Here is a 12,041-nt window from a genome sequence, read left to right as displayed (position 1 = left end):
GGCCCGGGTGTCCACAAGTGTGCGAGTTGTCCACAGGTTCGCAGGTCACCGGTGCATTCCGGGCTCGCGGACGCAGGGTCGGTGCATGGACATCATCGAGGGCGACCGGTTGCCCGCGGAGCCGCCGCCGGCGCCTGTCGACGTCGTCGTCCCGGATCTGTCCGGCCTGGTCCGGCGGGTGCGGCGCAGCGCGGACCTGTCGCAGCGGGAGCTCGCGGAACGGACGGGGCTGGCGCCCTCGACGATCGCCCGGATCGAGAGCCGGTCGCTCGCGCCGGCGCTGGACACGCTGGCCGCGATCCTGTCGGTCGCGGGGCTGCGGCTGGTCGTCGTCGACGCGGAGAACCGGCGGGTGCCGCCGATGGAGGACCCGCCGGGTGACCTGCGGGACGGGGCGGGGCGCAGGTTCCCGTCGCATCTGGACGTGATCCTCGACCCGCTGCCCGGCGAGTGGTGGGGCGACCGGTACGGCTGCGCCCGACCGCCGGAGACGTTCCACCGGGATCGGCCGCTGCGCGACGCGATGCGTCGGCGCAGCGTGTGGGAGGTGCGGGTCGCGCAGTTCCGCACCGTGCCGCCACCGCCGACCATCGAGCACTGGATGGTGATGCAGGCCCGGTGCCGGGCGTGCGGGCGGCTGCCCGACCCACTACCGCCGCCGTTCGCGCCGACCGCGGTGCTCCGCTATCTGCAGGCCGCGGCCCTGCTGCTCTCGGTACGGGCAGCCGATCATGAGGACGTGTCCCGGCGCACCCACCGCGGCGCGCCGTGGGCGACGGCGGGACGGTAGGTTCGGGGCCCGTGAGCACCGAGTACCGCCGCGAAGGCGCTTCCGGAACCGGCCTGGCCACGGTCACGACCGACGGCACCGTCCTCGACGTCTGGTACCCGGCGCCGGTGCTGGCCGGGGGCACGTCCGACGACGCCGTCGACCTGGCGCCCCTCGTCGGGACCGACGAGCTGCGTGGGGTCCGCACCGAGGTCGTGCGCACCGAGATCGCCTCGCTGGCCGACGCGCCCGCCGACGCCGCCGACGTCTACCTGAGGCTGCACCTGCTCAGCCACCGCCTCGTCCAGCCGCACCAGGTGAACCTCGAGGGCCAGTTCGGGCTGCTCACCAACGTCGTCTGGACCAACCACGGCCCGTGCCCGGTGCCCGGGTTCGAGCTCACCCGGGCGAAGCTGCGCGGCCGCGGCCCGGTGACCGTCACCCACGTCGACAAGTTCCCGCGGATGGTCGACTACGTGATCCCCGCCGGCGTCCGCGTCGGTGACGCCGACCGCGTCCGGCTCGGCGCGCACCTCGCCGAGGGCACGACCGTCATGCACGAGGGCTTCGTCAACTTCAACGCCGGCACCCTCGGCGCGTCGATGGTCGAGGGCCGGATCTCCGCCGGTGTCGTCGTCGGGGACGGCTCGGACGTGGGCGGCGGCGCCTCGATCATGGGGACGCTGTCCGGTGGCGGCAAGGAGGTCATCTCGATCGGCCGCCGCTGCCTGCTCGGCGCGAATGCGGGCCTGGGCATCTCCCTCGGCGACGACTGCGTGGTCGAGGCCGGTCTCTACCTCACCGCGGGCACCAAGGTCACGCTGCCCGACGGCAGCACCACCGCGGCGCGCGAGCTGTCCGGCCAGAACGGGCTGCTGCTGCGCCGCAACTCCGTGTCCGGCGCGGTCGAGGCGCTGGCCCGCACCGGCGACGGCATCGCCCTCAACGCCGCGCTGCACGCCAACTGACGGCCCGGCAGCGGTTCGCGGCGGAACGACCCACAGAAGCAGGACGGCAGGGACATGGTGGGTATGGACGGGGCTGCGCAGCCTCCGGGGAACCTCTACGGCGCCGCGGACCTCGGTGAGCCGCTGACCGCGGGACCGCAGGACCCGGCGGTGGCGCACGTCCGCGCGCTGCTGGACAAGCGGCTGCGCGCGATGCTGCGGCACGAGCCCGGTGTGCGCGACGGGTCCGAGATCGAGGACCTGCACCAGATGCGGGTCTCCGTGCGGCGGATGCGGGCGGCGCTCAAGGCCGCCCGCCCCCTGCTCGACCACACCTGGGCGGACCTGCTGCGGGCCGAGCTCGGCCGGCTCGGCCGGGCGCTCGGCCCCGTGCGCGACCTCGACGTGATGATCGACCGCCTCCGCGGTGAGGTGGCCACCCTGCCGTCGGCCGAGCTGGCCGCCGGTGAGCGGCTGGTCGCGGTGCTGGAGGCCGAGCGGGTCGGTGCGCGGGCCGAGATGCTCGACGAGCTCGACTCCGACCGGCACGCGGCACTGCGTCGCTCGCTGGTCGAGGCAGTCTCCGCTCCGCTGCCGGAGCCGCCGGAGGAGGTCGCCCGCCCCGAGCTGATCGAGCTGGTCCGGGCCGAGACCCGCAAGCTCGTCAAGGCGGTGCGCCGGGCCGGGCCGAACCCGCCGGACATGACCCTGCACGACCTGCGGATCCGCACCAAGCGGCTGCGCTACACCGGTGAGCTCGTCGAACCGGCGATGCGCGACGCGGACGGGTCCCGCACCGACGACGCCCGCCAGGTCCGCCGGATGCTCAAGGCCGCCGCCGGGCTGCAGGAGGTCCTGGGCGACCACCAGGACGCCTGCGTCGCCGAGCACCGCATCCGCGCCCTGCTCGACGAGCTGGGCCCCGGCCCCGACGCCCACGAGGTCTTCGTCGGCGGCCGGCTGGTCGAGCGCGAGCGGGCCCGCGCCGAGGCGCTGCGCGACCAGTGGTGGGCCGCGTGGGAGCACCTGGCCGAGCAGGCCGAGGCTCTCTGAGACGGCGCCCGCTCAGCGCGGGCGGTCCCCGATCCGGATCACGGCGACGCCCTGCAGCACAGCGCCGATCAGGAGCAGCCCGATCGCGGGCGGGAACCCGGCGGAGTCGATGACCACGCCCATCACCAGCGGCCCGATCCCGGCCGAGAAGTAGCCGATCCCGAGTCCGAAGCCGCTCACGGCGGCGCTGCGGGCCGGGGTCGGCGTCCGCCACGCGATCACCGTCAGCCCCAGCGGGAACCCGGCGCCGACGCCGATGCCGATCAGGACCGCCCACAGCCACGGCAGCAGCGTCCCCGGTGCGGGGGCCAGCAGCGCCCCGAGCGTCCCGGCGGCCGAGCTGACCACGGTCAGCGCCGCCCAGAACCTCCACCGGCGTCGTCGCTCGGCCGCGGCCGGGAACAGCAGGGCCGCGGGGATCTGGGCGATGCTCCACGCCGCGAGGAGCAGCCCGGCCGCCTGCGGTGACCAGCCCTGCGATTCGTAGAACGGGGACAGCCAGGTCAGCCAGCCGTAGAAGATCGTCGACGAGCCCGCCAGGTAGCAGGCGATGCGGCGGGCGAACGGGTCGTGGCGGACCCGGACCTCCTCCGCGACCGACGGGCCGTCGTCGGCCGCTCCCGGAGCGCCCGCGGGGTCCGGACGGGCGTGACCGATGCGGCTCGCGACCGGCGCCCACACCGCGACGGCGAGCACCGCGGGCACGGCCCACACCGCGAGTGAGAAGGACCAACCGCCCAGGGCGACGGCCAGGGGCACCGCGACGGCGGAGGCGACCGTCGCGCCGATCATCATCGAGACGACGTAGGCGCCGGTCACCGCGCCCGCCCGCTCGGCCAGGTGCTCCTTCACCACCCCGGTGAGCAGCACCCCGGACACCCCGATGCCGAGCCCGACCAGCACCGAGCCGCCGACGAGCGCGGGCAGCGCCACGACCGACCGCAGCAGGCTGCCCACCCCGATCGTCGCGACGGCGACACCGAGCAGCCGCTCACGACCGACCCGGGCGGCGACGGCGGCGGCACCGAACGAGCCCGCCGACATCATCAGCACCGCACCGGCCTGCACCAGCCCGGCCGCGCCCGCCCCGATCCCGAGGTCGGCCCGCGCGGTCTCCAGCAGCGGCGGGTACCCGGCGAGCCCGGCCCGCAGGTTGACCGCGAGCGCGAGCACCCCGAGCAGGACCAGCGCGGGCCGGACGACCGGCCGGGACCGGGCCGCGGGGGCCTCGGGCCCGGCGTCACGGGGCGCACCCGGACCGCCGGGACGCGGTGCCTGCATTCGACGGCTCCTTCGCCTGCCGGGTCCACCGGATCGCTGGGCCGGCGTCGTCGCTACCGGGCCGATCCTCTCCCGGGGTACTTGCTCATCGCAACGACCGTGGGGTTCAGGCCGCGCCGAGCCGCTCGACCGCGGCGTCGATCCGCTCGTCCGGCGCGGTCAGCCCGACCCGGACGTGCCGGGCGCCCGCGGGACCGTAGAACTCGCCGGGAGCGACGAGGATCCCCAGGCCGGCGAGCCGGTCCACGGTCTCGCGGCACGGCTCGTCCGCGCTCGCCCACAGGTAGAGCCCGGCCTGCGAGTGCTCGATCGTCAGCCCGGCCTTCTCCAGCCCGGCCCGCAGACGGGTACGACGGGCGTCGTAGCGGGCGGACTGCTCGGCGACGTGGGCGTCGTCGGAGACGGCCGCCTCCAGCGCGGCCTGCACCGGGCGCGGCACGATCATGCCGGCGTGCTTGCGGACCTCCAGCAGCCCCGACACCAGCGCCGGGTCCCCCGCGACGAACCCGGCGCGGTACCCGGCCAGGTTCGACACCTTCGACAGCGAGTGGACCGCCAGCAGCCCGGTGGTGTCGCCGTCGCAGACGTCGGGGTGCAGCACCGACCGCGGCGCCGGGTCGGCGTCGCCGGGCAGGCCGAGGTAGCACTCGTCGGAGGCGACGACGGCGCCCCGCTCCCGTGCCCAGGTCACGACCTTGCGCAGGTGCTCGACCGGCAGGACCCGCCCGGTCGGGTTCGACGGCGAGTTCAGCCACACCAGCCGGACCCGGGCCGGACCGGCGGCGGTGAGGCCGTCGGAGCGGACGTACCCGGCCCCCGCCAGCCGTGCCCCGACCTCGTAGGTCGGGTACGCGAGCTCCGGGATGACGACGGTGTCGCCCGCGCCGAGGCCCAGCAGCGTCGGCAGCCACGCGACCAGCTCCTTGGAGCCGATCGTGGGCACCACCGCGGCCGGATCCACCCCGGACACGCCGAAGCGCCGCTGCAACGAGGCGACGACCGCCTCGCGCAGCGACGCCGGGCCGTGCGTCGTCGGGTAGCCGGGCTCGGCGGCGGCCGGCCCGGCCAACGCGTCGCGCAGCACTCCGGGGACCGGGTCCACCGGGGTGCCGACCGACAGGTCGACGATGCCGTCCGGGTGCGCCGCCGCGCGCTCACGCGCACCGGTCAGCGAGTCCCAGGGGAAATCGGGGAGGTCGAGCCTGCTCACTCGTCGTGTTCCTGCGGGGGCAGGCTCTTCGCCGGCTCCACGTCACGGTCGACCTTGCCGAGCTTCGAGGCGCCGCCGGGCGAGCCCAGCTCGTCGAAGAAGTCCACATTGGCCTTGGTGTAGGCGGCCCACTGGTCGGGGACGTCGTCCTCGTAGTAGATGGCCTCGACGGGGCAGACCGGCTCGCAGGCCCCGCAGTCGACGCACTCGTCGGGGTGGATGTAGAGCATCCGTCCACCCTCGTAGATGCAGTCCACCGGGCATTCCTCGATACACGCCTTGTCGAGCAGGTCGACGCAGGGTTCGGCGATCACGTAGGTCACTTCGGTGGTCCTCCACTCGGAGCAGCGGGCACCCGGAGATCATGTGGTGGCGGGGCGCCCGGTCAAACTGGGACGCCCGCAGGTTAACCCGCGCCCCCCGGCGGGGCAGGAGTGAGGTGGTCGGCTTCATGCTCGACGAGCTGGCAGGACGGCGGGTGGCCCTGCGCCACCGCATCGCGCCGGAGGGCGCACCGGGCCCCGGACTGACCGACGCGGTCGGTGAGCTGGAGCCCGACGGGCCCGACGCCGTCGTCGTCCACACCCGGTCGGGGCCGGTCCGGGTGCGGCGCGACGCCGTCGTGGCCGTCCGGGAGGTGCCGCCCGCCCCGGCCCGGCGGGCGTCCCGCGCGGCGGTGGACCGGCTGGAACGCGTACGGGCGGCGGCCTGGCCGGCACCGGTCGTCGAGGAGCTGGGCGGGTGGCTGCTGCGCGCGGCCGGCGGCTGGACGCGGCGGGCGAACTCCGCGCTCGCCCTCGGGGACCCGGGGATGCCGGTCGACCACGCCCTGGAACGCGTGCGGGAGTTCGCCGGGCGGCACGGCATCGCCCCGGCGGTGCAGGCCCCGGTGGACGCGCCCTGGTCGAACCGGGTGGCCGAGGCGGGCTGGGTGCGGGCCGACAGCCCGGGGACCTGCACCGTGCTCGTCACCCGCGCCGCGTCCGACGGCCCGGCGCCGCCGTGGCCCGCGACGCCCGGACCGGACTGGTGGGCCGCCCAGGGCGAGCCGGAGCCCGGGCCCGGCGCGCCCGCGTGGGCGGTGCTGACCGGGGTGCTGCGTCCCGGTGAGCAGAGCACAGCGACGCAGACGGACCCCGTCGAGATCGGGTTCGGCACGCTCCGGGACGCCGACGGGACGCCGGTCGCGTCGGTGCGCGCCGCCGTCGTCGACTCCCACGTCTACGTGTCACGGCTGTGGGTCGTCCCGGCCGCGCGGCGCGGCGGGCTCGCGGCCCGGCTCACCGGACAGGCGCTGTCCTGGGGCGCGGCGCACGGGGCGCGGAACGGGATGCTCGACGTCGCCGACGACAACACCGCCGCGCTCGCCCTCTACCGCCGCACCGGCTGGACCGACCACCACCGCTACCACTACCTGGTTCCCCCGGATCCGGCCTGACCGGAGGGTCAGGGGCTCAGGCGAACCCGCGGCGGAGCAGCCAGGCGCGGGCCTGCTTGGCGGCGCGCTTGAGCCCCGACCACTCCCCCAGGTACTTCCCGACGACGCCGACGACCGGCAGCAGCCCGAGCCACTGGTGGTAGAAGCGGCCGTGCGGACGCTTGTCGAGCTCGTCCTCGACGCCCCACAGGGCCCGTCCGAGACGCCACACGGCGCTGCCGACGCGCTTGAGCGTGGCCCGCTTGCCGTCGCCGGCGAGGTCACCGGTGAGCTCCTCGGCGCGGGCGTCGGCGTCGGCGTCCTCGGCCGCGGTGAGCTCCCGGGCGGCGAGGTCGAGCTCCCGCTGGAACAGCACCGACGCCAGCAGCTCGACGAGCCGGTCCTCCGAGCGGACGCCGTGCTCGCCCGCGATCGCGACGAGCAGCAGCCCCTCGCCCGCCGCGCCGACGGCGTCGGACACCGGCAGGGTGCGGGCCAGTGCCCCGCCCAGGCCGGGGATCGCGGCGATCAGCGTGGTGAACCGGCCGACCCGGTAGACCCACCAGTCGGTGCGGGCGGGGACGTCCATCGCCGCCCAGGCCGAGGTGCCGGGGACCTTCACCGACGCCAGCGCGTCGAGGAGCTTGTCGGCGAGCGAACGTTCCTCGTCGGTCGCGTCCTCCGGACGGTCCGAGCCGGGCGTCACCCGGGCCCGCAGGCCGAACGGGTCGGACTCGCGCAGACCCTCGAGCACCGGCCGGGTGGCCCGTACGAACGGGCGCAGGACCCGCACCAGGTCGTCGTCGGAGATCGTCATCGGGTCACCCTCCGGTCGTCGCGGCTGTCCGCCAGCCGGTCGAGCGCCCTGCGGAACGACACGACGCCGGTCACGGCACCGGCGACGAGCAGCAGCAGCGACTCCCAGTTCACCGGGAGCAGGAGGTCCCCGCCCGGGCCGAAGAAGCCGAGCACGAGCACCGCCGCGAACCACACGACCAGCGGGGCGGCCGCACCCGCCGGGGTCGGGAGGATCTCGGTGGCCGTGGTGTGGATCAGCCACGGCAGCGAGACGACCACGATCACCGTGCCCAGCGGCACCGGGACCGGCCCGATGTAGAGCATCTGGAACATCAGCTCGAAGGCCACCAGCAGCAGCGAGATCACCAGCAGCACCAGCGCGAGCGGGAGCCTCGTCACGTCGCTCACCCGTCGACCCCCTCGAACAGATCCGACTCCGTCGTGCCGGGCGGCGCGCCGGCGAGCACGTACTCCTCGACCCCCAGCAGCGGCTGGACGATGCCGTTGCTCATCGCGAACGCGACCCAGTCGTCGCCGCCGCGGACGTCGATCTGGGTGGCGTGCGCCCGCATCGCCGCGACCCGCTCGTCGTCGTGGGCGTCGACGTCGACCCGGGTGGTGACGGCGGCGGCGTCGTGGCCGGGGTGCTCGTCGGGCTCCGGCCAGCGCAGCCCGGTGCGGTCCGGGTCCCCGCCGAGCGCGGAGAGCAGCTCGGTGAGCCCGTCGTCGAGCAGCGCGCTCGACCGCACCGCGAAGTACAGCTTGGCGACGACGTCCGGGCGCGCCCCCGCCGCGGCGACGACCAGCTCGTGCGCGCGGACGTGGTCGGGATGGCCGTAGCTGCCGTCGGAGGCGTAGGAGACCAGCACCTGCGGGCGGACCTCGTCGATGATCTCCAGCAGCTGCGCGAGCTGGGTGCCGAACGGCTCCGGGGCGGCGAACGCCCGCGGGTGCAGCTCCGGCGGGAGCGCGGCGCGGGTGCCGTGCCCGGCCAGCACCATGCCGGAGTCGCGCCAGCGCCCGGGGCCGCCGAGCCAGCGGTGCCGGGGCCCGCCGAGGGCGGCCAGCGCGGCGTCGAGCTCGCGGATGCGGTAGCCGCCGAGCTGGTCACCGCGGTCCGGGGCGAGCTCGGCCAGCTCCGGACCGATCACCTCGCCCTCCTCACCGAGGGTGCAGGTCACCACGGTGACCTCGCAGTCGGGGTCGGCGGTGTAGCGGGCGATGGTCCCGCCGGTGGTCAGGGTCTCGTCGTCCGGGTGGGCGTGGACGAGCAGGAGGCGACGAGCAGGCACGCCGGGAGCCTACGGGGCGATGATCGACCCCGCCGCGGCGTGGGGGACGACGGACAGCGGGAACTCCGCCGCCTCCCCCGTCGCCGGGGGGAACGTGATCGTCGCGCCGGTCAGCGGGACGGTCGGGACGGCGGTCCCGGCCAGCCCCGCGGGTTCGACGCCGTCGCGGACCAGCAGGTCGCCCAGGGCCGCGATCATCGCGCCGTTGTCGGTGCACAGGCGGGGCACGGGCACCCGCAGGGTGATCCCGGCGTCCGCGCAGGCGCGCTCCATCTCGGTGCGCAGCACCCGGTTCGCCGCGACCCCGCCGACCATGAGCAGGGTGTCCGCGCCGCGCTCGGCGCACGCCCGCAGCGCCTTGCGGACCAGGACGTCGACGACGGCCATCTGGAACGACGCGGCGACGTCCGGGACCGGGACGGCGCGGCCCGCGTCCTGGGCGGCCTCGACGTGCCGGGCCACGGCGGTCTTGAGCCCGGAGAAGGAGAAGCCGAACGCGGCGTCGCGCGGGCCGGTCATCGGGCGCGGGAACGCGATCGCGGCCGGGTCGCCGTCGAGTGCGGCCCTCGAGACCGACGGACCGCCCGGGTAGGGCAGGCCCAGCAGCCGGGCGACCTTGTCGAAGGCCTCCCCCGCCGCGTCGTCGACGGTGTCGCCGAGGTGCTCGACGGGGTCGCGGGCCAGGTCGCCCAGCGCCAGCAGCGAGGTGTGCCCGCCGGAGACGATCAGGCAGACGCAGCGGTCGGGCAGCGGCCCGTGCTCCAGGACGTCGACGGCGGCGTGCCCGGCCAGGTGGTGCACCCCGTAGAGCGGCACGTCCAGCGCCGCCGCGTACGCCTTGGCCGCCGCGACGCCGACGTGCAGCGCGGGCGACAGCCCCGGCCCCGCGGTGACGGCGACGGCGTCGACGTCGGACAGCGACACCCCGGCCGCCTCGACGGCGGCGCGCACCATCGGCGTCACCGCGCTCACGTGGGCGCGGGCCGCGACCTCCGGGACCACACCGCCGAAACGGGCGTGCTCGTCCGCCGACGACGCCAGCCCCTCCCCGAGCAGCACCCCGTCCCGGACGAGACCGGCTCCGGTCTCGTCGCACGACGTCTCGATCCCCAGAACCAGCGACACGCCACCCAGTTTCGCACCGGGTGGCGTGTCGTGGCCGTGGGGTCCTGCTCGGACGGGTCGTGCTCGGTCAGGTCCGCAGCAGCGCGCGCTCCTCGGCGAAGTGGCAGGCCACCCGGTGCCCCGGGCCGGACGCGATCTCCAGGACCGGCTTCTCGTCGATGCAGCGCGCCTTGTCGGCGTCGGACAGCTCCAGGTGCTTCCAGCACCGGGTGCGGAACCGGCAGCCCGACGGCGGGTCGGCCGGGTTGGGCACGTCCCCGGTCAGCACGATCCGCTCCCGCACCCGCTCGACCTCCGGGTCCGGGACGGGCACCGCCGAGATCAGCGCCTGGGTGTAGGGGTGCTGCGGCCGGTCGAACAGGTCGTCGCGGTCGGCGACCTCGACGACGTTGCCCAGGTACATCACCGCGACGCGGTCGGAGATGTGGCGCACCACCGACAGGTCGTGGGCGATGAACAGGTAGGTCAGGCCGAAGTCGCGCTGCAGCTGCTCGAGCAGGTTGAGCACCTGGGCCTGGATGGACACGTCCAGGGCCGAGACGGGCTCGTCGAGCACCACGAACTTCGGGTTGAGCGCGATCGCCCTGGCGATGCCGACGCGCTGGCGCTGCCCGCCGGAGAACTCGTGCGGGTAGCGCTCGGCGTACTCGGCCGAGAGCCCCACGGTCTCGAGCAGCTCCGGGATCGTGGAGTCGGTGAGCTCGCCGCCGAGCAGCTCGTACTTCTCCGACAGGATCGACCGGACCGTCATGCGCGGGTTCAGCGACGCGTACGGGTCCTGGAAGACGATCTGCATGTCCTCCCGGGCCGAGCGCAGCTCGGACTGCCCGAGCGCGGTCACGTCGCGGCCGTTGATGTGCACGCTGCCGGCGGTGGGCTCGTGCAGCCGCAGGATCGCCCGGGCCGCGGTCGACTTGCCGCAGCCGGACTCGCCGACCAGCGACAGCGTCTGCCCCTCGGGGATCTCCAGGTCGATGCCGTCGACGGCCTGCACCACACCGACGGTGCGCTGGAACAGCACGCCGGAGCGGATCGGGAACGACTTGGTCAGCCCCGCGGTGCGCAGCATCGGCTCGCCGGTCGCCGTCTCCGCGACGTGCGCCTCGGACCCCGGCACGACCGGCTCGCGCGGCGTGGCGGCGGCCTCGCCGACCTCGTCGGAGTGCAGGCAGGCGTGCAGGTGACCGGGCCGGTCGGTGAGCTGGACCAGCTCCGGGGTCTTCTCCGCGCAGGACGACGTGGCGAACCGGCAGCGCGGGTGGAACGCGCAGCCCGACGGGACGTGCGCGAGGTTCGGCGGCTGCCCGGGGATCGGCTCCAGCTTCTCCGGCCGGGCCTGGTCCATCCGCGCCAGCGACGACAGCAGCCCGTAGGTGTAGGCGTGCCGCGGCTCGGCGAAGATCTCGTCGTTGGTCCCGGTCTCGACGACCCTGCCCGCGTACATGACCATGATCCGGTCGGCGTGCGCCGCGACCAGGCCCAGGTCGTGGGTGATCAGGACGATCGCCGTCTCGCGCTGCTCCTGGAGCTTCTCGAGCAGGTTCATGATCTGGGCCTGCACCGTGACGTCGAGCGCGGTGGTCGGCTCGTCGGCCAGCAGGACCTTCGGGTCGTTCGCGAGCGCCATCGCGATCATCGCGCGCTGGCGCATCCCGCCGGAGAACTCGTGCGGGTACTGCGACGCCCGCGCGGCCGGGTTCGGGATGCCGACCTCGCCGAGCAGGTCGACGGCGCGGCGGCGGGCGGTGACCTTGCCGGCCTGCCGGTCGTGCGCCCGGATCATCTCGGCGATCTGGTCGCCCACCTTGTAGACCGGGTTCAGCGCGGTCAGCGGGTCCTGGAAGATCATCGCGATGTCCTTGCCACGCAGCTTGCGCTGCTCGGACTCCGACATCGTCAGCAGCGAGCGGCCCTCCAGCAGCACCTCGCCGCTGGGGAACGTCGCCGGCGGGGTCGGGACGAGGCCCATCAGGCTCATCGCCGACACCGACTTGCCGGAGCCGGACTCGCCGACGATCGCCAGGGTCTCGCCCCGGTCGACGTGCCAGCTGACGCCGTCGACGGCCTTGACCACACCGGCGTCGGTGGAGAAGTGCACCCGCAGGTCGCGGACCTCGAGCATGTGCTCGCTTCGGTTCTCGGTCACGGG

General features: G+C 75.1%; 12 protein-coding genes. 4 read left to right on the top strand and 8 right to left on the bottom strand.

Annotated features, from left to right (window positions below):
* Positions 1–85 precede the first annotated feature (85 nt).
* The 3 genes from KPL57_RS37740 to KPL57_RS37730 all read left to right on the top strand — a co-directional run bounded on the left by KPL57_RS37740 (position 86) and on the right by KPL57_RS37730 (position 2,769).
* The gene (locus KPL57_RS37740) at positions 86–790 is read left to right on the top strand and encodes a helix-turn-helix transcriptional regulator (RefSeq protein WP_226355301.1); all 705 of its coding nucleotides are present in this window, start codon (positions 86–88) and stop codon (positions 788–790) included.
* Positions 791–801: 11 nt separating this feature from the next.
* Entirely contained in the window at positions 802–1,737 is a 936-nt protein-coding gene (dapD, locus tag KPL57_RS37735) for a 2,3,4,5-tetrahydropyridine-2,6-dicarboxylate N-succinyltransferase (RefSeq protein ID WP_226355300.1), read from the top strand.
* 63 nt (positions 1,738–1,800) lie between these two features.
* Positions 1,801–2,769, top strand: coding sequence for a CHAD domain-containing protein (locus KPL57_RS37730; protein WP_226355299.1), 969 nt, complete (start codon positions 1,801–1,803; stop codon positions 2,767–2,769).
* A 12-nt stretch (positions 2,770–2,781) separates the two neighbouring features.
* Here the strand turns inward: KPL57_RS37730 and KPL57_RS37725 are convergent, their stop codons facing one another.
* The 3 genes from KPL57_RS37725 to fdxA form a co-directional block, all read right to left on the bottom strand.
* Positions 2,782–4,050 carry a CynX/NimT family MFS transporter gene (locus KPL57_RS37725; protein ID WP_226355298.1) on the bottom strand — a complete coding sequence of 423 codons (1,269 nt, stop codon included), beginning with the start codon at positions 4,048–4,050 and terminating at the stop codon, positions 2,782–2,784.
* 106 nt (positions 4,051–4,156) lie between these two features.
* The gene (dapC, locus tag KPL57_RS37720) at positions 4,157–5,260 is read right to left on the bottom strand and encodes a succinyldiaminopimelate transaminase (RefSeq protein WP_226355297.1); all 1,104 of its coding nucleotides are present in this window, start codon (positions 5,258–5,260) and stop codon (positions 4,157–4,159) included.
* Entirely contained in the window at positions 5,257–5,583 is a 327-nt protein-coding gene (gene fdxA, locus KPL57_RS37715) for a ferredoxin (RefSeq protein ID WP_020626080.1), read from the bottom strand. Before fdxA ends, dapC begins: the two co-directional genes overlap by 4 nt.
* A gap of 128 nt (positions 5,584–5,711) precedes the next feature.
* Here fdxA and KPL57_RS37710 point away from each other — a divergent pair, with 128 nt between their 5' ends.
* Positions 5,712–6,698 (top strand): GNAT family N-acetyltransferase, encoded by a 987-nt coding sequence (locus KPL57_RS37710; RefSeq protein WP_226355296.1) that lies wholly within the window; start codon positions 5,712–5,714, stop codon positions 6,696–6,698.
* A gap of 16 nt (positions 6,699–6,714) precedes the next feature.
* Here KPL57_RS37710 and KPL57_RS37705 read toward each other — a convergent pair whose 3' ends face one another.
* From KPL57_RS37705 to KPL57_RS70625, 5 genes are all read right to left on the bottom strand, one after another.
* Positions 6,715–7,494, bottom strand: a complete 780-nt coding sequence (locus KPL57_RS37705) for a hypothetical protein (protein WP_226355295.1) — start codon at positions 7,492–7,494, stop codon at positions 6,715–6,717.
* On the bottom strand, positions 7,491–7,883 hold the full coding sequence (locus KPL57_RS37700; protein ID WP_226355294.1) for a hypothetical protein: 393 nt from the start codon (positions 7,881–7,883) through the stop codon (positions 7,491–7,493). The genes KPL57_RS37705 and KPL57_RS37700 overlap by 4 nt, the downstream gene beginning before the upstream one ends.
* Positions 7,880–8,767, bottom strand: a complete 888-nt coding sequence (gene mshB / locus KPL57_RS37695) for an N-acetyl-1-D-myo-inositol-2-amino-2-deoxy-alpha-D-glucopyranoside deacetylase (RefSeq protein ID WP_226355293.1) — start codon at positions 8,765–8,767, stop codon at positions 7,880–7,882. Before mshB ends, KPL57_RS37700 begins: the two co-directional genes overlap by 4 nt.
* A gap of 9 nt (positions 8,768–8,776) precedes the next feature.
* Entirely contained in the window at positions 8,777–9,892 is a 1,116-nt protein-coding gene (tsaD, locus tag KPL57_RS37690; protein ID WP_226355292.1) for a tRNA (adenosine(37)-N6)-threonylcarbamoyltransferase complex transferase subunit TsaD, read from the bottom strand.
* Between the two features lie 67 nt (positions 9,893–9,959).
* Entirely contained in the window at positions 9,960–12,038 is a 2,079-nt protein-coding gene (locus tag KPL57_RS70625) for a dipeptide ABC transporter ATP-binding protein (protein ID WP_308016815.1), read from the bottom strand.
* Between the last annotated feature and the right edge of the window lie 3 nt (positions 12,039–12,041).

Source organism: Pseudonocardia sp. ICBG601, from assembly GCF_020496245.1.
The sequence above is the reverse complement of the archived record's forward strand: the minus strand, read 5'-3'. Positions and strand labels throughout refer to the sequence as shown.

What these genes read in the sequence shown, in the direction of transcription:
- KPL57_RS37730 (WP_226355299.1), top strand. Translation starts at nt 1,801, where the DNA reads ATGGACGGGGCTGCGCAGCCTCCGGGGAACCTCTACGGCGCCGCGGAC.
- KPL57_RS37740 (WP_226355301.1), top strand. Translation starts at nt 86, where the DNA reads ATGGACATCATCGAGGGCGACCGGTTGCCCGCGGAGCCGCCGCCGGCG.
- KPL57_RS37725 (WP_226355298.1), bottom strand. Translation starts at nt 4,050, where the DNA reads ATGCAGGCACCGCGTCCCGGCGGTCCGGGTGCGCCCCGTGACGCCGGG.
- KPL57_RS37705 (WP_226355295.1), bottom strand. Translation starts at nt 7,494, where the DNA reads ATGACGATCTCCGACGACGACCTGGTGCGGGTCCTGCGCCCGTTCGTA.
- KPL57_RS37710 (WP_226355296.1), top strand. Translation starts at nt 5,712, where the DNA reads ATGCTCGACGAGCTGGCAGGACGGCGGGTGGCCCTGCGCCACCGCATC.